The 25,302-nt window shown below is 62.7% G+C and carries 18 protein-coding genes, 2 tRNA genes and 3 rRNA genes; 9 read left to right on the top strand and 14 right to left on the bottom strand.

Annotation, left to right across the window (positions count from 1 at the left end; translation table 11 throughout):
• Nucleotides 1-157 precede the first annotated feature (157 nt).
• Nucleotides 158-817, top strand: coding sequence for a response regulator (locus ACIGJG_RS18710; RefSeq protein ID WP_140949655.1), 660 nt, complete (start codon nt 158-160; stop codon nt 815-817).
• Between the two features lie 22 nt (nt 818-839).
• On the opposite strand, the gene ACIGJG_RS18705 is transcribed toward ACIGJG_RS18710, so the two are convergent.
• From ACIGJG_RS18705 to ACIGJG_RS18695, 3 genes are all read right to left on the bottom strand, one after another.
• Nucleotides 840-1,301 carry a MarR family winged helix-turn-helix transcriptional regulator gene (locus ACIGJG_RS18705; protein WP_011299743.1) on the bottom strand — a complete coding sequence of 154 codons (462 nt, stop codon included), beginning with the start codon at nt 1,299-1,301 and terminating at the stop codon, nt 840-842.
• Between the two features lie 55 nt (nt 1,302-1,356).
• Nucleotides 1,357-2,955, bottom strand: coding sequence for an MFS transporter (locus ACIGJG_RS18700; protein ID WP_140949648.1), 1,599 nt, complete (start codon nt 2,953-2,955; stop codon nt 1,357-1,359).
• Between the two features lie 112 nt (nt 2,956-3,067).
• Nucleotides 3,068-3,304 (bottom strand): hypothetical protein, encoded by a 237-nt coding sequence (locus ACIGJG_RS18695; RefSeq protein ID WP_049796535.1) that lies wholly within the window; start codon nt 3,302-3,304, stop codon nt 3,068-3,070.
• Between the two features lie 65 nt (nt 3,305-3,369).
• On the opposite strand from ACIGJG_RS18695, the gene ACIGJG_RS18690 reads away from it, so the two are divergent.
• Nucleotides 3,370-3,717, top strand: a complete 348-nt coding sequence (locus ACIGJG_RS18690) for a DUF2188 domain-containing protein (protein ID WP_337903235.1) — start codon at nt 3,370-3,372, stop codon at nt 3,715-3,717.
• 133 nt (nt 3,718-3,850) lie between these two features.
• Here the strand turns inward: ACIGJG_RS18690 and rrf are convergent.
• The 5 genes from rrf to ACIGJG_RS18665 all read right to left on the bottom strand — a co-directional run bounded on the left by rrf (nt 3,851) and on the right by ACIGJG_RS18665 (nt 9,025).
• Nucleotides 3,851-3,963 (bottom strand): 5S ribosomal RNA (gene rrf / locus ACIGJG_RS18685).
• Nucleotides 3,964-4,084: 121 nt separating this feature from the next.
• A 23S ribosomal RNA gene (locus ACIGJG_RS18680) occupies nt 4,085-6,965 on the bottom strand.
• Nucleotides 6,966-7,263: 298 nt separating this feature from the next.
• Nucleotides 7,264-7,339: transfer RNA gene (locus ACIGJG_RS18675), tRNA-Ala, on the bottom strand.
• 11 nt (nt 7,340-7,350) lie between these two features.
• A tRNA-Ile gene (locus tag ACIGJG_RS18670) sits at nt 7,351-7,427 on the bottom strand.
• 64 nt (nt 7,428-7,491) lie between these two features.
• Nucleotides 7,492-9,025, bottom strand: a 16S ribosomal RNA gene (locus ACIGJG_RS18665).
• Together the 16S, 23S and 5S rRNA genes with 2 tRNA genes alongside form the textbook arrangement of a ribosomal RNA operon.
• A 494-nt stretch (nt 9,026-9,519) precedes the next feature.
• Here ACIGJG_RS18665 and ACIGJG_RS18660 point away from each other — a divergent pair.
• Nucleotides 9,520-11,112 (top strand): exonuclease domain-containing protein, encoded by a 1,593-nt coding sequence (locus ACIGJG_RS18660; RefSeq protein WP_483673731.1) that lies wholly within the window; start codon nt 9,520-9,522, stop codon nt 11,110-11,112.
• A gap of 211 nt (nt 11,113-11,323) precedes the next feature.
• Nucleotides 11,324-11,686 carry a hypothetical protein gene (locus tag ACIGJG_RS18655; protein WP_235679827.1) on the top strand — a complete coding sequence of 121 codons (363 nt, stop codon included), beginning with the start codon at nt 11,324-11,326 and terminating at the stop codon, nt 11,684-11,686.
• 36 nt (nt 11,687-11,722) lie between these two features.
• Here the strand turns inward: ACIGJG_RS18655 and ACIGJG_RS18650 are convergent, their stop codons facing one another.
• Nucleotides 11,723-12,730: a Bug family tripartite tricarboxylate transporter substrate binding protein gene (locus ACIGJG_RS18650; RefSeq protein WP_041680118.1), complete on the bottom strand. Its 1,008-nt coding sequence runs from the start codon at nt 12,728-12,730 to the stop codon at nt 11,723-11,725.
• A 305-nt stretch (nt 12,731-13,035) separates the two neighbouring features.
• Here ACIGJG_RS18650 and ACIGJG_RS18645 point away from each other — a divergent pair, with 305 nt between their 5' ends.
• Nucleotides 13,036-13,713, top strand: coding sequence for a TetR/AcrR family transcriptional regulator (locus ACIGJG_RS18645; protein ID WP_166487065.1), 678 nt, complete (start codon nt 13,036-13,038; stop codon nt 13,711-13,713).
• A 198-nt stretch (nt 13,714-13,911) separates the two neighbouring features.
• Nucleotides 13,912-14,586, top strand: coding sequence for a histidine phosphatase family protein (locus ACIGJG_RS18640; RefSeq protein ID WP_011299737.1), 675 nt, complete (start codon nt 13,912-13,914; stop codon nt 14,584-14,586).
• Nucleotides 14,587-14,895: 309 nt separating this feature from the next.
• Here the strand turns inward: ACIGJG_RS18640 and ACIGJG_RS18635 are convergent, their stop codons facing one another.
• The 3 genes from ACIGJG_RS18635 to ACIGJG_RS18625 form a co-directional block, all read right to left on the bottom strand.
• On the bottom strand, nt 14,896-16,074 hold the full coding sequence (locus ACIGJG_RS18635; RefSeq protein ID WP_011299736.1) for an acetyl-CoA C-acetyltransferase: 1,179 nt from the start codon (nt 16,072-16,074) through the stop codon (nt 14,896-14,898).
• A 115-nt stretch (nt 16,075-16,189) separates the two neighbouring features.
• Nucleotides 16,190-16,639 carry a PaaI family thioesterase gene (locus ACIGJG_RS18630; protein ID WP_011299735.1) on the bottom strand — a complete coding sequence of 150 codons (450 nt, stop codon included), beginning with the start codon at nt 16,637-16,639 and terminating at the stop codon, nt 16,190-16,192.
• A 4-nt stretch (nt 16,640-16,643) separates the two neighbouring features.
• Nucleotides 16,644-17,762 (bottom strand): NAD(P)H-dependent flavin oxidoreductase, encoded by a 1,119-nt coding sequence (locus tag ACIGJG_RS18625; protein WP_373460798.1) that lies wholly within the window; start codon nt 17,760-17,762, stop codon nt 16,644-16,646.
• Between the two features lie 17 nt (nt 17,763-17,779).
• Here ACIGJG_RS18625 and ACIGJG_RS18620 point away from each other — a divergent pair, with 17 nt between their 5' ends.
• Together ACIGJG_RS18620 and ACIGJG_RS18615 are read left to right on the top strand one after the other, a co-directional pair.
• Nucleotides 17,780-18,655 carry a crotonase/enoyl-CoA hydratase family protein gene (locus ACIGJG_RS18620; protein WP_011299733.1) on the top strand — a complete coding sequence of 292 codons (876 nt, stop codon included), beginning with the start codon at nt 17,780-17,782 and terminating at the stop codon, nt 18,653-18,655.
• Between the two features lie 12 nt (nt 18,656-18,667).
• Entirely contained in the window at nt 18,668-19,339 is a 672-nt protein-coding gene (locus ACIGJG_RS18615) for a nitroreductase (RefSeq protein WP_140948765.1), read from the top strand.
• A 28-nt stretch (nt 19,340-19,367) separates the two neighbouring features.
• Here the strand turns inward: ACIGJG_RS18615 and ACIGJG_RS18610 are convergent, their stop codons facing one another.
• Nucleotides 19,368-22,151, bottom strand: coding sequence for a winged helix-turn-helix domain-containing protein (locus ACIGJG_RS18610; RefSeq protein WP_483673730.1), 2,784 nt, complete (start codon nt 22,149-22,151; stop codon nt 19,368-19,370).
• A 152-nt stretch (nt 22,152-22,303) separates the two neighbouring features.
• Nucleotides 22,304-23,848 carry an AMP-binding protein gene (locus ACIGJG_RS18605; protein ID WP_011299730.1) on the bottom strand — a complete coding sequence of 515 codons (1,545 nt, stop codon included), beginning with the start codon at nt 23,846-23,848 and terminating at the stop codon, nt 22,304-22,306.
• A gap of 271 nt (nt 23,849-24,119) precedes the next feature.
• On the opposite strand from ACIGJG_RS18605, the gene ACIGJG_RS18600 reads away from it, so the two are divergent.
• Nucleotides 24,120-25,265: an acyl-CoA dehydrogenase family protein gene (locus ACIGJG_RS18600; protein ID WP_483673729.1), complete on the top strand. Its 1,146-nt coding sequence runs from the start codon at nt 24,120-24,122 to the stop codon at nt 25,263-25,265.
• The last annotated feature ends 37 nt before the right edge of the window (nt 25,266-25,302 follow it).

Here is a 25,302-nt window from a genome sequence, read left to right as displayed (position 1 = left end):
GTGCGCACTGTCGTGTCGCGGCCGCCTCCCGTTTGGCTCGAGATCCGGCATGTGCGCCGATGTTGATGCGTCTTTCGCGCCGCACGCTATACACGCGTGCGGCGATTTTTTGGGACGCAATCACGACGTCTATTCCCCCACGAGAAGGAACCGCGCCATGACCTTGAGAATCCTGCTGGCCGACGACCACCCCCTTGTCTCCACCGCGGCCCGGGACCAATTGCAGACGCAGGCGGGATGGGAGGTGTGCGGCATGGCCACCAGCGCGACAGATTTGCTGTGCTGCGCCCAGGCACTGCGGCCCGATGTGGTAATCACCGACTACCACATGCCGGGACCGGGAGATTCCGATGGCATACGGTTGATTTCCACGCTGCGGCGGCACTATCCGGCAATGGCAGTCATTGTGCTGACGATGATCACCAATCCCATGATCCTGCGCTCGATCCTCAAGTCGCGCGTGCACGGGCTGCTGCTCAAAGATGCGCCTCCGAGCGAGCTGGTCACCGCGGTCGTCCGCATACAACGGGGCTTCGACTACGTTGGCAAATCAGCACTGGAAATCCTGACGCGATCGGACCCGGATAGCCTGATAGAACCCGGCCAGCCCGTTCCCCAACGCATGTCGGTCCGTGAAACGGAAGTCATCCGCCTCTACCTGAGCGGGCGCTCGGTCAGCGAGATTGCCGGCATCATGTGCCGCAGCGTCAAGACGATCAGCCGCCAGAAAAATTGCGCCATGCAGAAGCTCGGGGCCAACAATGACCGCGATCTGTTCGAATGCGCTGCGCGCCAGGGCATCCTTCTGCCCAGCTAGCGCAAATGATCGTGCCGGACGCTTAGTCCGCGTCCGCCATCTCCGCGGCACGCGCCACGGCATCGGCAATGCCGGCCTCCAATTGGGCAAGGCCTCTCGAGAGTTCGCCCATGGTCGACTCGGGAACGTTTTCCAGCACATCCTGTAGAAAGGCCGAGCGCAGCGGCATCTTGCCTTCGACCACGTCCCGGCCAGTTGCGGACAGCGTCACGTGGGTCACACGGTTGTCGCGCTCCGAGGTATTGCGCAGGACCCAGCCAAGCTCCTCCAAGGCCTTGAGCTGCCTGGTCAGTGCACCGGGATCCATGCCCACGCGCTCAGCCAGGGCTTTCTGGGCGATAGCATCTTCCTGGAGGTGCAGCGCAAACAGGATGCGCCATCGCGGCAACGGAAGCCCGATACGCTGCTCGAAAGCCGCTGCATAGGCGCGGTAAGTCCGCCCGAACTGCTGCAGTACCGCAAGGCTTTGTCGCTCCAGTTCCATCCAATCTCCCGTATCCAATGACACGGCATGCCAAGCACGCCGTGCAGCCAGTGCTCTAGTCAGCCGCCATGGCCGGCTGCTGGCCGGCTCGCACGAGCCTGACCGGCGGCACGCGCCGCGCGCGCCACAGGCCTATCAACGCTGCCGCTGCGGCAATTGCCAGCCCGAAATGAATTGCAGTCACCAGGGACACACGCGCCTGCTCCAGCAGCAAGGCGCCATTGTGCCCTGCCTGCTGCAGTTCGGTCAGCAATCCTGCCTGCGCGGCCTTATCGATCAGCACCTGCGGATCGGCCATGCGCGTGAGCCAGCCCTGCGCATTGACGGCCGCAAGCGACTGCTCCACACCTGCGGTATAGGAGCGCGATACCATCGTGCCGACCATCGCCGTACCGATCATGCCCCCTACCATCCGTAGCGACTGCAGCATCGCGGTAGCGATACCAAGATGTTCCCGGCCCACTGTCTGCTGCGCAAACACCGTGAGGTTTGGCATGATGAAGCCAAGCCCGAAACCGGCAACCAACATGATCGCGAGCAGCAGCGAATGGGGCATGCCGCGCGTGGCCTGAGACAGGGCCAGGCATCCGGCGGCCAGCATGCCAAAGCCGGCGAACAACATCGCGTTAGGATGGCGGATGCGCGTGATGATGCGACCGTTCACGATACTGCCGACCGTGATGCACACCACCAGCGGCGTTACCAACAGCCCAGCATCGCGCGGCGAATAGCCAAAGCCCCCCTGCAGCAGCAGCGGTGCATAGATCAGCACCGCAAACATCGTGAACCCGACCAGCACGGCGAGCTGGAGCAGCGGCGCCACGCCGGGGTTGCGGAACATGTCCAGCGGCAGGATCGGATTGGCACAGCGGCGTTCCCATTGCCACAACCCGACCAGCGCCGCGACAGCGACGGCAAGCAGCCCTGCGGTCAGCCAATCGACGCCACGCTGCGGTAGCAGCTCGACACTCATCTGCATGCAGCCGAGCCCCACGCCGATCAGCAAGGCACCCAGCCAGTCGACCCGGATCGGGCCGGAATGCGATTGCTGGCGCAGGTGCGGCAGGTAGCGCCACACGAACCACAGGCTCAGCACCCCCACCGGCAGGTTGACATAGAACACGGCGCGCCAGCCGTACCACTCCGTGAGTATGCCGCCCAGCGACGGCCCGATTGCATTCGCCACGCCAAACGCCGCACTCATCAGAACCTGCCAGCGCAGCCTCACGTGCGAATCCGGAAACAGATCTGGGATGCACGCGAACGCCGTGCCGACCAGCATGCCGCCCCCGATTCCTTGCAGTCCGCGCGCAGCCACGAGGAAGGGCATGCTCGTCGCCATGCCGCACAGCGCGGACGCCACCGAGAACACGACGATGGAAGCCAGCACGAAAGGCTTGCGGCCATAGTAATCGCCGAGGCGCCCGAAGATCGGCACGGTAATCACCGACAGCAGCAGGTAAGACGTCGCTACCCACGCGTAGTACTCGAAGCCCTGGAGCTCGGCGACAACCGTTGGCAGTGCCGTACCGACCACGGTCTGGTCAAGGGCCACCAGCATCGACACAAAGGCCACCCCCAACATGGCAAGCAGCGATTCGCGGAATGGGAGAACCTGTCCGCTGCCATGCCCGGATTGTGCCGTCGACGTCATTTTATTGCCCGATCAATCGTTGTAATGTCAATCATTATAGGTCGGGTTGGCGGAATATTCTGACGATAAAAACGAGCAGTATTACGAAGGGCCGTACACCGCCAGAACCTTCTCAGGGTCGCCGCTTTCTCCACTCATAGTCTGGCGGTGGATCTGCCGCCCCCGCACGTCCCACTGAGTTGGGGTTTTCCGAGCAAAGCGTGACAAAACTCACGGGCTCCCCCGCAAGCTGGCGCTGGCGTAGCGTTTCGGTTAGCCGGAGCGCGTCACGCATCGCATCGCTAGGAAACGACTGGGCATGTGGGGTGAGTCCGGTGTCATGGGCTTCGGACCAGTAGACCATGTACATAAGCATCCCTTTGATTGCGCCACACCCCTGATGGTGGGAGCAACCTCCGTTCCCAACACGAAGCCATGTTGCCAGAATGCATCTTTTTCCGACATACATGGAAGGTGGCAAGCGTGCAAGCATCTTCCTTCGGGACATATCGCCATTCGTGCGAGGAGACAGAAATGCCTGTGGGAAGAATTTGTGTCCGTCCGGCCGCGGTGGGATGGTCACTGCAAAAGGAGGGCCTTCGAGAGCCTTTGCATTTCGCCACGCTGGACGCTGCAATTGCCGCCGGGTGGCAATACGCGCGCCGGGAGAACGGAGAGTTGGAGATCCGGCAGCAAGACGGTCTGATTCGGTTGCGGAGTGCCGTTCCTGCAGAGGACCACGTCGAACGCACAGTGACTGCCCGCGTCGCAGAGGCGGTATGAACTGATCCCCGTCCCGCGGAGTCCAGATGGGTGCACGCAACCGCGACTTGAAGGCATCGCGACACGCGAACACGTGTTCCCAAAAGCAAAAACCCCTCAGCTCGAATGAGCTGAGGGGTTCTGCATTATAAGAGCCTGGCGATGACCTACTTTCACACGGGTATCCGCACTATCATCGGCGCGGAGCTGTTTCACGGACCTGTTCGGGATGGGAAGGGGTGGTTCCAGCTCGCTATGGTCACCAGGCATGAGGGGTTGTGAGGCTGACGCGGTCAACCTCACCAATTCGGGATGTAGTTTTGTAGCGTTGGGTTGTGCTGTATCGGCACAAGGCGATTGACTCACCAGGCTAAAACACACTGGTTATAGGATCAAGCCTTACGGGCAATTAGTACTGGTTAGCTTAACGCATTACTGCGCTTCCACACCCAGCCTATCAACGTCCTGGTCTCGAACGACCCTTCAAGGAGGTCAAGCCTCCAGGGAATCCTCATCTTCAGGCGAGTTTCCCGCTTAGATGCTTTCAGCGGTTATCTCTTCCGTACATAGCTACCCTGCGATGCCTCTGGCGAGACAACAGGTACACCAGCGGTACGTCCACTCCGGTCCTCTCGTACTAGGAGCAGCCCCCGTCAAGATTCCAACGCCCACGGCAGATAGGGACCAAACTGTCTCACGACGTTTTAAACCCAGCTCACGTACCTCTTTAAATGGCGAACAGCCATACCCTTGGGACCGGCTACAGCCCCAGGATGAGATGAGCCGACATCGAGGTGCCAAACACCGCCGTCGATATGAACTCTTGGGCGGTATCAGCCTGTTATCCCCAGAGTACCTTTTATCCGTTGAGCGATGGCCCTTCCATTCAGAACCACCGGATCACTATGTCCTGCTTTCGCACCTGCTCGACTTGTCGGTCTCGCAGTTAAGCACGCTTTTGCCATTGCACTTTAGGTACGATGTCCGACCGTACCAAGCGTACCTTCGAACTCCTCCGTTACACTTTGGGAGGAGACCGCCCCAGTCAAACTGCCTACCATGCACTGTCCCCGACCCGGATTCACGGGCCAAGGTTAGAACCTCAAACAAACCAGGGTGGTATTTCAAGGACGGCTCCACGTGAACTAGCGTCCACGCTTCAAAGCCTCCCACCTATCCTACACAGATCGGTTCAAAGTCCAATGCAAAGCTACAGTAAAGGTTCATGGGGTCTTTCCGTCTAGCCGCGGGGAGATTGCATCATCACAAACACTTCAACTTCGCTGAGTCTCGGGAGGAGACAGTGTGGCCATCGTTACGCCATTCGTGCAGGTCGGAACTTACCCGACAAGGAATTTCGCTACCTTAGGACCGTTATAGTTACGGCCGCCGTTTACCGGGACTTCAATCAAGAGCTTGCACCCCATCATTTAATCTTCCGGCACCGGGCAGGCGTCACACCCTATACGTCCACTTTCGTGTTTGCAGAGTGCTGTGTTTTTATTAAACAGTCGCAGCCACCATTTTATTGCAACCCCTTCACCCTTCTGGCGCAGGCCAGTCAAGCTACCAGGGCGTACCTTATCCCGAAGTTACGGTACCAATTTGCCGAGTTCCTTCTCCCGAGTTCTCTCAAGCGCCTTAGAATACTCATCTCGCCCACCTGTGTCGGTTTGCGGTACGGTCTCGTATGACTGAAGCTTAGAGGCTTTTCTTGGAACCACTTCCAATTGCTTCGCGAGCCTAGCTCACTCGCCCCACAGCCTTGAATTACGCGCCCGGATTTGCCTAAGCGCCTTCTCCACTGCAGGGACCGGGACTTCCAACACCCGGACAACCTTCCGCGATCCGTCCCCCCATCGCATCATACGACGGTGCAGGAATATTAACCTGCTTCCCATCAGCTACGCATCTCTGCCTCGCCTTAGGGGCCGACTCACCCTACGCCGATGAACGTTGCGTAGGAAACCTTGGGCTTACGGCGAGGGGGCCTTTCACCCCCTTTATCGCTACTCATGTCAGCATTCGCACTTCCGATACCTCCAGCATCCTTTACAAGACACCTTCACAGGCTTACGGAACGCTCTCCTACCACGCACATTACTGTGCGTCCGCAGCTTCGGTATATGGCTTAGCCCCGTTACATCTTCCGCGCAGGACGACTCGATCAGTGAGCTATTACGCTTTCTTTAAAGGGTGGCTGCTTCTAAGCCAACCTCCTGACTGTTTTAGCCTTCCCACTTCGTTTCCCACTTAGCCATATTTGGGGACCTTAGCTGGCGGTCTGGGTTGTTTCCCTCTTGACACCGGACGTTAGCACCCGATGTCTGTCTCCCGTGATTGCACTCTTCGGTATTCGGAGTTTGCTATGGCGGGGTAATCAGCAATAGACCCCCCAACCATGACAGTGCTCTACCCCCGAAGGTGACACACGAGGCACTACCTAAATAGTTTTCGGAGAGAACCAGCTATTTCCAGATTTGTTTAGCCTTTCACCCCTATCCACAGCTCATCCCCTAACTTTTCAACGTTAGTGGGTTCGGTCCTCCAGTACGTGTTACCGCACCTTCAACCTGGCCATGGATAGATCATCTGGTTTCGGGTCTACACCCAGCGACTAATCGCCCTGTTCGGACTCGCTTTCGCTACGCCTGCCCTAATCGGTTAAGCTCGCCACTGAATGTAAGTCGCTGACCCATTATACAAAAGGTACGCCGTCACCCCTTACGAGGCTCCGACTGTTTGTATGCATGCGGTTTCAGGATCTATTTCACTCCCCTCCCGGGGTTCTTTTCGCCTTTCCCTCACGGTACTGGTTCACTATCGGTCGATCACGAGTATTTAGCCTTGGAGGATGGTCCCCCCATCTTCAGACAGGATTTCACGTGTCCCGCCCTACTTGTCGTACACCTAGTTCCACAACGCTGTTTTCGCATACAGGGCTATCACCTGCTACGGCCGGGCTTTCCATCCCGTTCTGCTAACAACACTGCTAAAGAGTACAAGGCTCTTCCCATTTCGTTCGCCACTACTTTGGGAATCTCGGTTGATTTCTGTTCCTGCAGCTACTTAGATGTTTCAGTTCGCCGCGTTCGCTTCCCACACCTATGAATTCAGTGTGGGATGACCCATTCGGGCCGGGTTTCCCCATTCGGACATCTCCGGATCAAAGCTCGTTTGCCAGCTCCCCGAAGCTTTTCGCAGGCTACCGCGTCCTTCATCGCCTGTGATCGCCAAGGCATCCACCACATGCACTTGTTCGCTTGACCCTATAACAAGTGTGTCTCAAGGACACCGTCTCGCTACAGGTTGAGTTCTCGCATTTGTGCCGTATTCCAAGTCATCTTTCGATCACTTAAATACTTTGGTTGATACAATCACAACCCGGTATCGCGTTATACAACTGAGCGTCTCATCAACGCTCGCGCGACACCTTTACTACATCCCATATTGTTAAAGAACAGCCGATCTTGCGATCGCTTGGCAATGCCAAATGCAAACACTCTTGCGCAGAGCGCTTGCATTTGGCCAACCAAACCAAGGTACTTCCGTCCCGCTCGTAAGCGGTGGTGGAGGATGACGGGATCGAACCGACGACCCCCTGCTTGCAAAGCAGGTGCTCTCCCAGCTGAGCTAATCCCCCCTCGGATAACTTGGTGGGTCTGGTAGGACTTGAACCTACGACCCCCGCCTTATCAAGACGGTGCTCTAACCACCTGAGCTACAGACCCTTGGCTGTAACAGCAAACAAACCGATAAGTGTGGACACTGAGCACGCAGAACGCGCGCCTCTGGAAAGGAGGTGATCCAGCCGCACCTTCCGATACGGCTACCTTGTTACGACTTCACCCCAGTCATGAACCCTGCCGTGGTAATCGCCCTCCTTGCGGTTAGGCTAACTACTTCTGGCAAAACCCACTCCCATGGTGTGACGGGCGGTGTGTACAAGACCCGGGAACGTATTCACCGCGGCATGCTGATCCGCGATTACTAGCGATTCCAGCTTCACGTAGTCGAGTTGCAGACTACGATCCGGACTACGATGCGTTTTCTGGGATTGGCTCCCCCTCGCGGGTTGGCAACCCTCTGTACGCACCATTGTATGACGTGTGAAGCCCTACCCATAAGGGCCATGAGGACTTGACGTCATCCCCACCTTCCTCCGGTTTGTCACCGGCAGTCTCTCTAGAGTGCCCTTTCGTAGCAACTAGAGACAAGGGTTGCGCTCGTTGCGGGACTTAACCCAACATCTCACGACACGAGCTGACGACAGCCATGCAGCACCTGTGTCCACTTTCCCTTTCGGGCACCTAATGCATCTCTGCTTCGTTAGTGGCATGTCAAGGGTAGGTAAGGTTTTTCGCGTTGCATCGAATTAATCCACATCATCCACCGCTTGTGCGGGTCCCCGTCAATTCCTTTGAGTTTTAATCTTGCGACCGTACTCCCCAGGCGGTCAACTTCACGCGTTAGCTACGTTACTGAAGAAATGAATCCCCAACAACTAGTTGACATCGTTTAGGGCGTGGACTACCAGGGTATCTAATCCTGTTTGCTCCCCACGCTTTCGTGCATGAGCGTCAGTCATGTCCCAGGGGGCTGCCTTCGCCATCGGTATTCCTCCACATCTCTACGCATTTCACTGCTACACGTGGAATTCTACCCCCCTCTGACACACTCTAGCCTTGCAGTCACAAGCGCCATTCCCAGGTTAAGCCCGGGGATTTCACGCCTGTCTTACAAAACCGCCTGCGCACGCTTTACGCCCAGTAATTCCGATTAACGCTCGCACCCTACGTATTACCGCGGCTGCTGGCACGTAGTTAGCCGGTGCTTATTCTTCCGGTACCGTCATCCCCCCACCGTATTAGGGCAAGGGTTTTCTTTCCGGACAAAAGTGCTTTACAACCCGAAGGCCTTCTTCACACACGCGGCATTGCTGGATCAGGGTTGCCCCCATTGTCCAAAATTCCCCACTGCTGCCTCCCGTAGGAGTCTGGGCCGTGTCTCAGTCCCAGTGTGGCTGATCGTCCTCTCAGACCAGCTACTGATCGTCGCCTTGGTGGGCTCTTACCCCACCAACTAGCTAATCAGACATCGGCCGCTCCTATCGCGCGAGGCCGTTACCGGTCCCCCGCTTTCACCCTCAGGTCGTATGCGGTATTAGCTAATCTTTCGACTAGTTATCCCCCACGACAGGGCACGTTCCGATGTATTACTCACCCGTTCGCCACTCGCCACCAGGCCGAAGCCCGTGCTGCCGTTCGACTTGCATGTGTAAGGCATGCCGCCAGCGTTCAATCTGAGCCAGGATCAAACTCTTCAGTTCAATCTCTGTGTGGACCCGAAGGTCCTCGCTCTTTCGAGCGGTCGCTCACTCTCAGAAAACTGACTGACCAGATCCGTAGACCCAGTCACGTTTTGCTGTGCGAGCACTGATAACTTTTGAAGCTCCGAAGTCCGAAGACCTCGTGCGTCCGCTACCCAGCGCCCACACTTATCGGTTGTTTGGTTGTTAAAGAACCCGCCCTTTCAGGGCACGCTACCGGCTTTGCCGTTTGCGTCGCTGCGTCAGCAGCAGAGAAGCGAGATTATGCAGAGCTTTCTTCGTTTCGTCAACCGGGTCAGCACTTTTTTTGCTTCGGTTCATCGCGCTAACCCCTCGCTCCGAACCACCCAGTCGCCCCGCAACCCTTGTCAGCCCTGCCTTGCAGCGCCGCGTTGTGTTGCGAGGGGGCGAATAGTACGGCAGCAAGTCAGGCTTGGCAAGCGCTTTTTGAGAACTGTCTCACATCACCCTGCCAGCCCACTTAGAATCTGCCCATGCAGGACATTTTCCCTCCCCCCTCTGATCGCCTCTCAGGAAAGGCCCGCTTCGCCGACGCCCATGCACTGGCGGCTGCGCTGTCGCGCCCCATAGTGTTCGTGGATCTGGAAACCACCGGCGCCGATGCCCAGCACGACCGGATCACCGAGATCGGCGTTGTCGAAGTCGGCCCCGAAGGCATCCAGGAATGGGATACGTTGCTTGATCCCGGCGTAAGCATCCCACCATTCATCCAGCGGCTGACGGGCATCACCGACGAGACCGTACAAGGCCAGCCCACTTTTGCCTCGATCGCTGAAGCCCTTGCCGAGCGCCTGCAGGGACGCCTTTTCGTCGCCCACAACGCGCGCTTTGACTATGGATTCCTGAAGAACGAGTTCCGCCGCGCCGGATTGACTTTCCGCGCCGACGTACTGTGCACGGTCAGGCTGTCACGCTCGCTGTTCCCTTCAGCGGCACGGCATGGCCTTGATGCGATCATCGCGCGGTTCGACTTGCAACCCCGGGCGCGCCATCGGGCACTGGCCGATGCCGAGTTGCTGTGGCAGTTCTGGCAGAAGATCCATGCGCTCTATTCCGTGGAACTGATCGATGCGGCAACGGGAGCCCTGGTCAAGCGTGCCAGCCTGCCTGCAGGCCTCGAAGAAACCGCGCTCGACGATGTGCCCGATACCGCCGGTGTCTATCTGTTCTACGGCGATAACGACGCCCCGCTCTATATAGGTAAGAGCGTGCATCTGCGGCAACGGATCGGCGCACATTTCTCGGGCGACTACCGGCTAGGCAAGGACATGCGCCTCGCCCGCCTGGTGCGACGCGTGGAATGGCGTGAGACCGGAGGAGAAATCGGTGCCCTGTTGCTCGAGGCAAGTCTGGTAAAAACCATGCAGCCGCTCCACAACCAGATGCTGCGCGGAAGCGCTCGGCTGTACACCTGGGAACTGCCGCCCGAATTGCCTGTGCCGCGCCTGCGCTCGGACGCCGATACCGATTTCAGCCGACGGGGCAATCTGTATGGCGCGTTCGCGAGCCGTGGCGCAGCGCAAGCCTGGCTGCGCCGGCTGGCCGATGAGCATCGGCTTTGCCAGGCGACCCTAACCCTGGAGAAGACCGCGCGCGCGGGCAATCCCTGCTTCGCGCGGCAGCTCCACCGCTGCGAGGGCGCCTGTGTGGGCGAAGAGGCGTCGCCAAGCCACCGGGCGAGAATCGCGACAGCCATGGCTGAGGCGCGGCTCAAACGCTGGCCATTTGACGGTCCGGCCGCCTGGCCGGAAGTCTCGGACACGCAAACCTGGTGGCACGTTGCAGAGGACTGGTGCTATCTGGGGTCGGTGCAAACACTTGAAGACGTCACCACCCTGCTTGCCGCGCCGGCACGCTTCGATCTGGATACTTACCAGATCCTTGCTTCGCGGCTGCAGCAGTGGATGCCCAATGCGGTGCCGCTGACATCCACACGCAGCTTCGAGCTTGCCTTGTGCGAAGCGCCTGCGCCTGATGACCGAAGCCCGCCGAACCTGCCACAGGGGCCCGGACGAAGCAAGGCGCCGGTGCGGCGCCAGCCGTCGCCTGGCTTGTTTGATGACTGATGGGTCTAAGTTCCCGGACTTGAGTGCGCCACCACGCATAGCCGGCTTGCACCGGCCGAAGCGGCTCCGCTAGCCTTCACTGAGGGGCCTGGCGCCCTGATGTGCAGCTGCGGAGTCGCCCATGCCGGCCTCATGTTTCGTTCCTCTTGTCCGGCGCGCCCGCCGGGCTGCGATCGTTCGCAAAGCACCCGCAGCGGCGGCGGCGTTTGCCATGGCATTGACAGGTGCATGCGCAAGCATTGAAAGCAGCACGATGCGGGATCTGCTCGACTCATGGAAAGGCATACCGATCGACGATGCCAAAGCTCAGTGGGGACCGCCGCAGGCTGTCCAGGCGGTCCCGGGCGGAACGGCGTACGTCTGGCAAGACATTGTGCCGCAGCCTGCCAAGCCGCCGACCACGGAAGCGCACGATGCAGGCGTGGAAGCCCCGCGGCCGCCGGGCCGCTGCGAACGCCGTCTGGTGGCAGGGCCCGACGACGCTGTCATGTGGGGAGAATGGAGCGGCGACGCTTGCTGCGTCACCACGCTCGTCGGCTATTGCGCCGGGCTCAAGCACCGCACCCGCCAGTGACAGGGCTCACTCGCGCAAACCCGGGCGCAACCTGGCTCAATCGATCTTGGCGCCCGACACCTTCACAGCCTGTCCCCAGCGCTTCTGCTCCGCAACGATCGTTGCCGTGAAGGCCTCGGGCGATTGCCAGGCAGGCTCGGCACCCTGCTGCTCCAGCTTGGCCTTGGTATCCGGATCGGACAACACCTTGTGCAAGGCGTCCGACAGGCGTGTCACGATTTCCTTGGGTGTGCCTGCGGGCGCCAGCATGCCGTAGAAGCCCACCACCTCGAACCCCTTCAGGCCGCCTTCCTCCATGGTCGGTACGTCAGGCAGCGCAGGGGAACGCTGCTTCGAAGTCACGGCCAGGGCCCGTACCTTGCCGGCCTTGATGTACTGCGTGAACAGCGGGATCGAATCGGCCATCATCTGCGCCTGCCCACCCATCACGTCGGTCAGTGCCGGTGCACTGCCCTTGTACGGGATATGTACGATGAACGTGCCGGAAGCCTGCTTGAACATTTCCGGCATCAGGTGAGAAATGCCGCCGTTGCCGCCCGAGGCAAAGTTCAGCTTGCCCGGATTGGCCTTAGCAAAGGAAATGAATTCCTTGAGGCTGCGCGCCGGCACATTGTTATTCACCACCATTACCAGTGGGATCAGTGCGGTGCGCGCCACGGGGGCGAAATCCTTCGGCATACTGTATTGAAGCCGCGGATACAGCGAATTATTGATCGCCATTTGCCCGGTGTTGGCCAGCAACAGGGTGTAGCCGTCCGGGGCCGACTTGGCGACGTTGTCCGACCCGATATTGCCTGCAGCGCCGGCCTTGTAGTCGAGCACGATCGTCTGCCCCAGAAGCGGCTGCAGCTTTTCTGCAAGCAGGCGCGCATGCGTATCGACCGGACCGCCCGGAGGAAAGGCGACGACGAGCCGGATCGGCTTCTCAGGCCACGCCGCGTGCACTGTCCCGGCGGCAATGGCCAGCGGCGCCGCTGCCAAGGCGATCAGCGCGCGCCGGATACGATTCGGACGGAATTGTGGCTCGTTCTTCGACGTCTTCATGTCTTGTTTCTCCTTGTCTGAGCCTGACCGACCCCCTGAGCATGGAGGCATTCGACCATAGCCATCCCCATTGTGACGTTTTTATGACATTTATGTGTCTTCCCGTATGTGTTGCCCCTTGCCGGCACTGCCGCAAAGGTCAATCTCCCGCCATCAACACACACCGGGTCGGTGATATAGCCGCCGCCATGGCAATTGACGCGGCCGGCCAAAATGCAAGGAACGCTTGACGTCCCGCCCACCGAGCCCGTATGGTTCAAAACCGAATCATAATTCGAATTATTCAAGTACAAACTATGCGAGACATGACAACAGGAGACGCATTTCCCTCTTCTTCCTTCCCCCGCGTGGAGACCCCCTCGATCCTGCAACCGCCGCGCCAGCGCCGCGCACGCGAAACCGAACAGGCACTGCTCAGCGCTGGCCGCGAATTGCTCGCGCAGCGTGACTTTGCCGCGGTATCCGTGGCACAGATCGCCGCGGCGTGCCAGGTGTCCGTCGGCGCCTTCTATGGGCGCTTCCGCGACAAGATGGCCTACTTCGAAGCGCTGCGCACGCTGGTGATCGAAGAAACTGCCGACTCGGTCGACCGCTACCTGGTGCAGCAGCGCTGGGAGGACGTACCGACGCGCACTGTGCTGGAAAAAGCCATGCGCTTTCTGGTGCTCGGGGTCATTGGAAATCGCGGCGTCATTCGCGCGTCGCTCCGGCACGCTTCGACGCGGCCGGAAGAATGGCTGCCGCACCGCCAGAACGGCGATGCCGTGGTCGAACGCATGGTGCTGCTGCTCGTGCCCCGCCTGTCCTTGCCCGCGGCTGAAGCCGAACAGCGTGTGCGCTTTGCCATGCAGGCAGTGTTCAGCATGCTCGTCAACGCAGTGCTGAACGACACCGGCCCGTTTCATCTTGAAGACGAGCGCCTCCCCGGCGAAATGAGCCGGATGCTCATGGGCTACCTGGGCGTGGAAGACACGCCGGCCTGACGATCCGGATGCGGATACATACCGCCGGCCGCAGGTAATGCAGGCCGGCGATAGCCGCTATGAATTTGCCCGTGCCTTGCTTTGACGGCGCGTGCATGGCCTCTAGAATCCGCTGACACACTTGCCGCGCCGCAGGGCGCGCCGCGCCCGTCCAGTAATGGATCCGCGGTTTTGCGGCAAACCGAACCGAGACCATCCATGGCAACCCTTTTCCTTGTCCGGCACGGACAGGCCTCGTTTGGCGCGGCCAACTATGACTGTCTCTCCGAGACAGGCCGGCAGCAGGCGCGCTGGCTGGGCGAGTATTTCCGCGATCGCGGCATTGGCCTGAAGCGCGTCGTCGCCGGCACGCTGGTGCGCCAGCGAGACACGGCTTCAGAGATTCTCTCCGCCATGGGTGCCGCCGCCTCCAGCATTGAATCGCATCCCGGTCTCAATGAATACGACGGCGAAGCGCTCTACCGGTCCTACACGGGCGGCGCCGACCATCGCGCCCACCAGAACGGCGACTACAACGACTACTGGCGCACGTTTCGCGCCGCCTACCACGCATGGACCCAGGACAGCCTGGCCGATATGCCGGAATCGTGGACGGAGTTCGGCACGCGCATTCATGGCGCGTTGACGCATGCATGCGAAGGCACCGCGCGTGAGGATGCCATCCTCGTGGTCAGTTCGGGCGGCGCCATTGGCCGCGCTGCCGCGGACTTGCTGGGTGCTCCCGCGCAGACGGCCATCGAACTGAACCTTCAGTTCCGCAATACCGGGTTCTGTGAAATCATCGTCGGCCGCGGCACGCGGCGCCTGCTGAGCTTCAACAGCGTGCCCCATCTGGAACTGCCGGATCGCCGCAGCGCGCAAACGTTCGCCTGAAAGCCGACGGCCACGCGCCGCCAGTTGATGTTTGGATTCGATCCCGGGAATCCGGGTTGGAATCGGAGCGTGTCGCCGGCTGCTGGCGCGGGCACTTTGACATGCCCGCGCCGCCGGTCCTTCTCCCTTTACCCCTCTCTGGCGGGCGTTCTTGCAACGCCAGCCGGAACAGTAGCGTTGCCACTTGCCGTGTTCAGCGCCGATCCGGCGACTGGCGCAGGCACTTTGACATGCCTGCGCCGCCGGTCCTGCTCCCTTTACCCCTTTTTCTCCACCATTGAGGCGGATGCCGGTTGCCCGGCGCAGCGCTTACAGGCGCTCGATAATGGTGACGTTGGCCAGCCCACCGCCTTCACACATGGTCTGCAAGCCATAACGCTTGCCGTGCGTATGCAGGCTGTGGATCAGCGTGGTCATCAGCTTGGCGCCCGAGCCGCCCAGCGGGTGGCCCAGTGCGATCGCGCCGCCGTGGATGTTCAGGCGTTCCGGATCGGCACCGGTGGCCTTCAGCCAGGCGAGCGGCACCGGCGCGAAGGCCTCGTTCACTTCGAACAGGTCGATGTCGTTGATGTTCATGCCTGCCTTCTTCAGCGCGTGCTGCGTGGCCGGCAGTGGCGCTTCGAGCATGATCACCGGATCGTGGCCGATCACGGTCATGTGGTGCACGCGCGCCAGCGGCTTGACGCCCAGCTTCTTCAGGCCGGCTTCGTTGACGACCATCAGGCCCGCCGCGCCATCGCAAATCTGGCTGGCCGTAGCGGCGGTCACACGGCCGCCCTCTGCGATCAGCTTGACGCTGCCGATCGATTCCAGCGTGGCGTCCGCACGAATACCTTCATCCGCCGTGTGCATCTCGCCATTGCGAGTGCCGTCGGCCAGACGAACTTCCACCGGCACGATCTCGGCATTGAACCGGCCCGCACGCGTCGCAGCGGCGGCGCGCTGGTGGCTCTGCAGCGCATAGCGGTCGAGATCCTCGCGCGAAAAGCCATAGTTGCGCGCGATCATCTCGGCGCCCGTGAACTGGCTGAACTGCACGCCCGGGTAGCGCTGTTCGACATTCGGGCTCTTCGGCACGCCAAAGCCGTTCTTGGCCGGCAGTTGCGACGACAGTCCCATCGGCACGCGCGTCATGCTTTCCACGCCCGCCGCGATGACGATGTCCATCGCGCCCGACATCACGGCCTGCGCGGCAAAGTGCAACGCCTGCTGCGACGACCCGCACTGGCGGTCGACCGAGGTGCCCGGCACGCTTTCGGGCAGCCGCGACGCCAGAATGGCGTTGCGGGCCACGTTGCCGGCCTGCTCGCCAACCTGGCTCACGCAACCCATGATTACGTCTTCGATGAGCGCGGGATCGGCACCGGTGCGGTCGAGCAGCGCGTTCAGCACCTCCGCCGCCAGATCAGCCGGATGCCAGCCGGCCAGCTTGCCGCCCTTGCGTCCGCCTGCGGTACGTACCGCGCCAACGATGTATGCCTCTGCCATGTGATCTCCTTGAACGGTGCCGGCGAAAGGGGCCAGCCATAAAGCGTGGATGCACGTATTCTGCTGAGGCGGAACGGCGCGCGCGTCGTCGAAAGCGACGAAACGCGCGCCCGGCTCAGGTGCGCGGCCCGAGCACCGCAAAAATCGCGGTCGCGCGCAGCAGGCAGCGCTCCCCGCTCATCACGCGGCACGTGCCGTAGCGCAGTCGCGAACCGAGCTTGTCGAACTCCACGCGCGCCTCGAGCCAGTCGCCGACGCGTGCGGCATCGAGGTAGTCTAGGCTCAGGTTGACCGTGACGGCGTTGTTCTTCCGTTCGGTCTCGATCTGCATCATCATGCCGATCGCCGTGTCGGCCAGCGTGGCGAGCATGCCGCCGTGCGGAATGCCGAGGTTGTTCAGGTGGTGCTCGCCGACACGTACGGCCAGGATGCGCTTCGGCACGTTCGCATACAGCTGGCCGAAGTGGCCCATATAGCCGTCCAGCTGGCGCAGGGCCACGAAGCCTTCGGGCATGGTTTCCACATCCTCGCCGGTCGACATGGCAGCAATGTCCGCTTCCGCCATGGCTTCAGCCGAAATAGCGCGAGGCCGTGCCAAGCTGTTCGCGACACTCCGCCACCATGCGCGCGACCAACTCCTCGCAGCTCGGCACATCGTCGATCAGGCCCACGCACTGGCCCGCGCTGACGATGCCGCCATCGGGCTCACCAGCCACCAAGGCCGCCTTGCCGCGCTGCCCCGTGACCAGGTGGCGCACTTCCTCGAACTGTGCACCGCCCGGGCGGCGTTCGATGCTGACCACCTCGTCCGATATGGCGTTCTTCAGCACGCGCGCGGTGTTGTGCATGGTGCGGAAGATCAGGTTGGTATCGCGCTCGCTGGCGGCTACCAGCGCCTGCTTGATGTTGTCGTGGATCGGCGCTTCCTGCGTCGCGCAGAAACGCGTGCCCATGTTCACGCCCTCGGCGCCCAGCACCAGGGCCGCCGCCATGCCACGGCCATCGGCGATACCGCCCGAAGCGATGACAGGAATACTGAGCTTGCGCGCCGCCAGCGGAATCAGCACCATGCCCGGAACGTCGTCCTCGCCCGGGTGGCCCGCGCACTCGAAGCCATCGATCGACACGGCGTCCACCCCCAGCCGCTCGGCCGACAGCGCATGACGGATCGCCACGCATTTGTGGATCACCTTCATGCCGGCGGCCTTGGCGCGCGCAATGTGTTCCTTGGGGTTGTTGCCGGCGGTTTCCAGCACCTTCACGCCGCTTTCGATGATGACATCGAGGTAGCGCGCGTACGGCGGCGGGTTGATCGACGGCAGCAGCGTGAGGTTGACGCCGAACGGACGGTCCGTCATCTCGCGGCAGCGGCGGATTTCTTCGGCCAGCGCCTCCGGCGTCGGCTGCGTCAGCGCGGTCAGGATACCCAGGCCGCCCGCATTGGAGACAGCGGCTGCCATCTCGGCATAACCAACCCATTGCATGCCGCCCTGGATGATCGGGTAACGGATACCCAGCATTTCGGTGATACGTGTCTTCATGGTCGTCCTTGTTTTCAGCCGCGCGCCTTGCCGCCTTGGGGCAGGCCGCGCCACGCAGTGGGAGTCTAAGATGCCGCCGTGCGCGCCAGCTTCGTCGGAAGCGACGATTGCGGGAGACGCATTCTGCACTAGTGTGGACCGAATCATCCCGCCGCCCGACGACCATGACCCCATCGAATCCCACTTTCGAGACCCTGTGCTATGCCGTGGAAGACGGCGTAGCCACCATCACACTGCACCGGCCCGACCAGCTCAACGCGTTCACGGGCCAGATGATGCAGGACCTGATCGCCGCCTTTGATGCTACCGATGCCGATGACAACGTGCGCGCGGTCATCGTCACGGGCTCCGGCCGAGCCTTCTGCGCCGGCGCGGACCTATCGGCCGGCGGCGCCACCTTCGATTTCGAGAAGCGCTATGGCGCGAAGCCCGAGACGGCCCACCGCGACGGCGGCGGCCGCGTGTCGCTGCGCATCTTCCGCAGCCTGAAGCCGGTGATCGCCGCCGTGAATGGCGCCGCGGTCGGTGTGGGCGTCACCATGCAACTGCCCATGGATATCCGGCTGGCGTCCACCGACGCGAAGTTCGGCTTCGTGTTCGCGCGCCGCGGCATCACGCCGGAGGCAGCGTCGTCGTGGTTCCTGTCGCGCGTCGTGGGAATCTCGACTGCGCTCGAATGGTGCTACACGGGTCGCGTGTTCTCGGCGCAGGAAGCGCTCGAGCGCGGCCTCGTGCGCTCGCTCCATGCGCCGGAAGACCTGCTGCCCGCCGCACGCGCGATCGCACGGGAGATTGCCGACAACGCCGCGCCGGTGTCCGTCGCCATCTCGCGCCAGTTGATCTGGCGCATGGCCGGTGCCAGCCACCCGATGGAAGCACACAAGCTCGACAGCCGCGCGATCCAGTCGCGCGGCCGCTCGGCCGACGTCAAGGAAGGCGTCAGCGCATTTCTGGAAAAGCGTCCCGCCGCCTTCCCCGAACGTGTGTCGCAAGACATGCCGGACTTCTTCGACTGGGGCGGCGAGCCCCCATTCGCCTGAGCAGGAGCCGACATGAAGGTCAGTCAAGCGGTGGACAGCCGCAAATCCGTGCGCGGCTTTTTGCCTAATCCCATCGATCCCGACACCATCCGCCGAGTGCTCGCCGCCGCTGCACGCGCGCCTTCTGGCGGCAACCTCCAGCCATGGCATATCCATGTGGTCGGCGGCGAAGCGATGGATCGGCTCATGGACATCATGCGCCAGCGCGTCACGGAAGCGCCAGGCGGCGAAGAGCGCGAATACGACATATATCCGCGCGAACTCGTATCGCCTTACCGCGACCGGCGTTTCGAAGTCGGCGAGGCGCTGTACCGCAGTCTGGGCATCCCGCGTGAAGACAAGCAGCGCCGCCTCGCCCAGTTCGCCAACAACTTCGCGTTCTTCGGCGCGCCGCTGGCACTGTTCTGCAGCGTCGACCGCCGCATGGGCCCGCCCCAATGGTCGGACCTGGGCATGTACCTGCAGACCGTGATGCTGTTGCTGCGCGAAGAAGGCCTCGACAGTTGCGCGCAGGAATGCTGGGCGATCTATCCGCAGACGATTGGCGGCTTCCTGTCGTTACCGCCGGAGCGGATGCTCTTTACCGGCATGGCGATCGGCTACGAGGACCCGGAAGCCCCTGCCAACCAGCTTCGCGCGCCGCGCGCGCCGCTGGAGGCGTTCACCGAGTTCATGGGCATCTGAACTATGGCGCGCCGCCCTGGCGCGCCATTCACAACAAGCCGAGCTGCCGCGCGATGGCCACTGCCTGCGTGCGGTTGCTCGCATGCAGTTTGGCGCTGATATTGCGCAGGTGCGTGCGCACGGTGGTTTCCGACACAAACAGTCGCTGTGCCATGGCCACGTTGGAAAAACCTTCGGCCAGCAATTGCAGCACCTTCTGTTCTTTCGGCGTCAGTGGTTCCACGAGAGGCGCCGGGGCAGCCTGGCCTGACGGCGCCACATCCGGCCCCTGACCGCAGGCGCCAAGCAGCCGCTCCACGTACGCCGACGGCAGGTTACCCCCCTGCCTTGCGCAGGCTTGCGCCACCAGGCGGCGCACCTCGTCGCCCTCATCGGCAAAGATGCGGACAAACCCTTCGGCCGCACCGAAGCGCAATGCCTCCGCCATGACCACGAGCGCCTGCGCGCCGTCACCCGTGCGCTGATACGCCTGCGCCAGCAGGATGCGCAGCTTGAGCGCGCGCCGCATGAGCTGGTTGGACACAGCTGCCGCCAGTTCGCGCTCGATCGCCTCGCGCACTTGCGCGGTCGGCTCGACATGCAAGGCCAGCCGCAAACGTCCGACGGTGATGTCTTCGACATCGCTCGCAAAGGAACTTACGCCAGGCCGCGTGCGCCACAGCGCGGGATCGCCCGCACGCTGCAAGGCTTCCTCGGCGGCATGCCGGTTGCCCTGGCGCAAGGCCAGGCGCGCGCGCTCGAGCATGGCGGACATGACGAGCCGGGTCAGGCCGCGGTGATGGCCGAGATGCTCGAGCGCGGCCAGCCATTCGTGGGCCTGATCGACTTCGCCGCGCTCGAACGCGATGCGCGCGAGCACGAGATGGCCGGTGATGATCTGGTCCGCCAGGCCCAAGTCGCGCGATAGCGGCAGGTACACATTGAGCAGCCGGCCCGAGCGGTCCGAATCGCCGGTTTCGTACAGCCCTTCGGCCAGCAGAATGCAGGCCATGGCATTGCCGTTGGTCGGACCGAAGCGGTTCGGCAGCATGGTGCGGGCGGCAATGCGGAAGCGCCCCAGCGCCTGCTGCAGGCGTCCCTGGCGCAGGTCGATCAGTCCTTCGACCGACTCGGAGAAAATCTTGTTGAAGTTGCTGTCCGAGCCTCGCACAGCCTGGCGCGCCACGGCGAGCAGCCGTCGCGCCTCGACATAGTCGCCGCTGACCGCGGCGAGCCGGGCCATCGAGGTGGCGAGGATCGCGTCGGGAAACGCATAACCCATCGGCAATGGCGGCAGCTCATTGCGGGCAAACGCGCGCGCTTCGTCGAAGCGGTCCATCATGTTGAGCAGCATGTGCCGCAGCGCGCGCACATGGGCGAGCAGTTCGCCCGTCGCGTCCTCGGTGGACGAGGCCTGCAGCAGCGCGATGGCCTCGGCAGGGCCGCGCGTGAACGACACCGCCCACGCACGCGCAATCTGCAGCTTCGGCCAGCGCGCCAGTTCAGCGGGCGGCACCATCTCGAGCCAGCGCGTGAGCAGCCGCATGCGGCCCTGCGCAAGCAGACCGCCCGCGGAACCGTCGAGCAGTTGCAGTGCGTGATCCAGGGCACCCGCCGCAATCGCATGCTCGATGGCCGGCACCGGACGGCCCTGGCCTTCGTACCAGCGCGAGGCCGCCATGTGGAGCTCCGCCACCGCCTGCGGCATGGTCTGCGTCAGTTGTCCGCGCAGGAAGCTCGAAAACAGGCTGTGATAGCGATACCACTGCTGGGATTGCTCGCCGGTGCCGCGCTCGCCGTAACGCTCGCTCTCGAGCGGCAGCAGGAACAGGTTGGCGCGCTCCAGCCACGCCAGGATATCGGCACTGTTGCCGGCCGGCGCGTCGGCATCGGCGACAGCAGGCGGCTGGGCCCCCCCCTGGTACAGCGCGTCGCACAGCGGCCCGCACAGTTGGTCGAGGATCGACGTGCGCAGCAGAAAATCGCGTACCGGTTCGGGCAGGTGATGAAAGACGTCTTCGACGAGGTAGTCGGCGATGGCCGCGTTGGAGCCCGAGAATCCGGCGATGAACGTCTCCGGCTGGGCACGCCGCTCCATAGAAACCGAAGCCAGCCAAAGCGCAGTGGGCCACCCTTCTGTGCGCCGGTGCAGCGCGCTGATGGCAGCCTGCTCGAGCTTCAGGCCGCGTGCGTGGCGCAGGAACGATTCGGTTTCGCTGGCGCTGAAGCGCAGCTGGGCCGGTTCGATTTCGAGCAGTTCGCCGCGTGCGCGCAGTCGCCCGAGGCCAGTTTCCGGCACCCAGCGCGTACCGACCACCGCGCGTGCGCCAGGCGGCAGGCTTTCGACGAGTTGCCAGACCAGCCCGACGACAGCCGGATTCTGCAGCGCCTCGAAGTCGTCCAGGAACAGCGTGAAGGCGCCATGGTGCCGCGCCACGCGGTCCATCAGTGCAAGCGCCTGCTCGCCGGCATCGGCACCCGCATGGTCGGAAGGACGCTTGGGAGCCCCCTCCAATACCGGGGAGAGCGCCACTTCGAGCGAACCGAGGAAACGCGTGGCGTCATTGTCGGCGCGGTCCAGCGTCAGCCAGACCGTGGGTACGCCAGCCGCTTCGAGCCGGGCCCGGCATTGCAGCATGGTCGTCGTCTTGCCGAAGCCAGCTGGTGCGCGCACCAGTACGAGCCGCACGAAACCGGCCGCGCAGATGGTGTCGCAGATGGCTGACCGCTCCACCTGGTAGGGGGTCAGCAGGGGCGGCCGAAGTTTCGCCGCCAGGGCGCCTGTACCCGAGCCCGGCACAGGGCGCCGGGCAGTCTCCTCATTGCTCGCCATTGGCAAAATTGTGCTCCGCATCCGGTCCGCCTTGCCCTGCGCCGCGATGCGGGCCGGCATGACGGCGCGGCCGTGCCTGTGAATGAACAGGGAATTATGGCGTAAACCGACGTTCGCGTCGGCAAGCCGCCCGCGGCAGTGGCGTCGGGCTTTCAGACCAGCTTGTTTGCGTGGCCCGCCCAGTAGCGGTCGCGCAGCACGCGCTTGAGCAGCTTGCCGGTTGGCAGGCGCGGCAGCTCGGCTTCGAAGTCCACAGTGCGCGGACACTTGATGCCGGACAGGTTCTCCCGGCAGAACGCAATCAGCTCCGCGGCCAGCGCCGGTCCTGCGTCCGCCATGCTGGCCGGCTGCACCACGGCCTTGACCTCTTCGCCGAAATCCTCGTTCGGCACGCCGATCACGGCCACATCCATGACCTTCGGATGCGTCATGAGCAGGTTCTCGGCTTCCTGCGGGTAGATGTTCACGCCGCCGGAGATGATCATGTTGGCCTTGCGATCGGTGAGGTAGAGATAGCCGTCATCGTCGACGTAGCCGATGTCACCGATGGTGCTCCACTCGGCATGTTCGGGGTGGCGCGACTCCGCGGTCTTGGCCGGGTCATTGTGGTAGACGAACTGGCGTCCCTCGGCAAAGTAGATAGTGCCTGGCTGCTTATTGGGCATCAGCTTGCCATCCGCGTCGCAGATGCGCAGCTTGCCGATCATGGCACGTCCGACCGTGCCCTTGCGCTCCACCCACTCCCGCGAACTGACCACCGTCACGCCATTGCCTTCAGTGCCGGCGTAGTACTCCCACACCACCGGCCCCCACCATTCGATCATCTGCTCCTTGACCTGAACCGGGCACGGCGCCGCCGCATGGATCGCCACCTGCAGCGACGACACGTCATAACTGCCGCGGGTTTCTGCCGGCAGCTTGAGCATGCGCGAGAACATCGTCGGCACCACCTGCGTGTGCGTGATACGGTGTTCCTGCACGAGCCGCAGGAACTGCTCCGCGTCGAAATGATCCATCACGATCGACGTGCCGCCCAGTGCCTGCACCGACATGTTGTAGCGCAGCGGCGCGGCGTGATACAGCGGCGCTGGCGACAGGTAGCGCATGTCCGGCCCGAAGCCATACAGCTTCTGGCACAGCGCGGTCAGCGAGGTAGGCGTGTCGATCTGCGGGCTGGCGGGCGGCGCATAGACGCCCTTGGGGCGTCCGGTCGTGCCCGACGAATACAGCATATCGCCGCCCGTGGTTTCATCGTCGATGCGCCAGGTCGGATATTGCGCTAGCGTGGTCTCGTAAGGCGTGTAGCCGGGCAAGGTGCCGTTGAGCATCAGATAGCCCTTCAGACCGGGCACCTGCTCCGTCAGGGCGGCAGCAATCTCCGCTTGCGCGCGCGACGTGATGAGCATCTGCGCGCCGCTGTCCCGAACGATATAGGCGGCGTCGGCCACGTTCAGGCGCGTGCTCAGGCAGATGAACGTAATGCCGCTGCGTTGCGCGCCCCAGCACAGTTCGAACAGCCGCGGGTGGTTTTCGATCAGGAACGCCACGCGATCGCCGGGCTGCAAGCCGTGGTCGCGATAGAGACGAGCCACCTGGTTGGAATGCTCATCCAGTTCGCGGTAGGTCACCACAGTGCCGTCGCCCATGATGACGGCCGGCTTGTCTGGGGTGCGCTGCGCGTGGACGTACGGGTGCATGGCGTGGTCTCCTGTTATTCGAATGGATGCCGCCGCGTGCGGGCGGTCGGGCTGCGAGCATTCTGGTAACCACCGCGAGACTAGGACATCGTCGGAAACGACGAAGGCGTCTTTTCCGGTTATGCCGCAGTGCGGCAAACTCCGCGCGCCGATGCTCGTCGGATTCGACGATGCGCCGGCGTCAGGCTTGCCCCGAAGATGGCCGGCGCAGCACGTCTCGGGCCAACGCGCCCTTCCCATTCCGTGCATTCCCGTGCAGAAAGGAGCCGAGGTGGATTTCCAGTTCAGCGAAGAACAATCGATGCTGCGCGACACGCTCGCGCGGTACCTGGCCGACCACTATGACTTTGAAGCGCGCCGCGCCGCAGAGCGTTCCGAAGCAGGATGGCGTCCCGACTGCTGGCGCGCCTTTGCGCGCGAACTCGGCATCCTTGGCGCGGGATTTCCGGAGGCGCTGGGCGGCCTTGGCGGCGGAGCGCCCGAACACATGATCGTAATGGAGCAGTTCGGCCGCCATCTTGTGCTCGAACCGTACCTGTCGACCGTCGTACTAGGCGGCGGTGCGCTGGTGCACGGCAACAAGGTGCTGGCGGAGCAATGGGTGCCCGCGATCATCGGCGGGGAAGCGACTTTCGGCTGGGCGCATGCCGAACCGGCCAGCCGCTATTGCCGGCACGACGTGCAGTCCAGCGCCACGCATGACAGCCGCGGCTATGTCCTTAGCGGCCACAAATCCGTGGTTGCGGGCGCGCCCTTCGCCACGCATTTCGTCGTCAGTGCCCGCACCAGCGGCAAGCGGCGCGACACCGACGGCATCACGCTGTTCTGGGTGCCGCGCGACACGCCGGGCGTGACCCTGCGCGAGTACCCGACCATCGACGGCAACCGCGCCGCCGAAGTGCTGTTCGACCAGGCCAGGGTCCCGGCCAGCCATGTGATCGGCACCGAAGGACAAGCACTGCCGCTGATCGAGCAGCTCAGCGATGCCGCGCTCGTGGCCCTGAGCGCGGAAGCCAACGGTGCGATGGCGCGCATGCTTGCGGACACGATCGACTATGCGCGCCAGCGCAAGCAGTTCGGCGTGGCCATTGGCAGCTTCCAGGTGCTGCAGCACCGCATGGCGGATATGGCGATGCAGCTCGAGCAGTCCGTGGCGCTGACGCAGGTCGCTGCGATGCAGGCCCCGGCGCCAGAGCGCGAGCGAGCCCTGGCTGCATGCGCGGCCAAGGCGCAGGCCGGGCAGGCTGGCCGCTTCATCGGCCAGGCCGCAGTGCAGATCCACGGCGGCATGGGCGTGACCGATGAACTCGCCGTGGGGCACTACTTCAAGCGCGTCACGGCCATCGACCTGCAGTTCGGCTCGGCCGAACACCACCTGGGCCGCTACGCCGACCTGCTCTACCCGGCCGCAGCCTGACGCTGCACCGCACGACACCCCGCACCCTTCAGAGAGG

It is taken from the genome of Cupriavidus sp. C1SS-2L (assembly GCF_057073735.1).
Note: the sequence above shows the minus strand (reverse complement) of the source record. Positions and strands in the feature narration are given on the sequence as shown.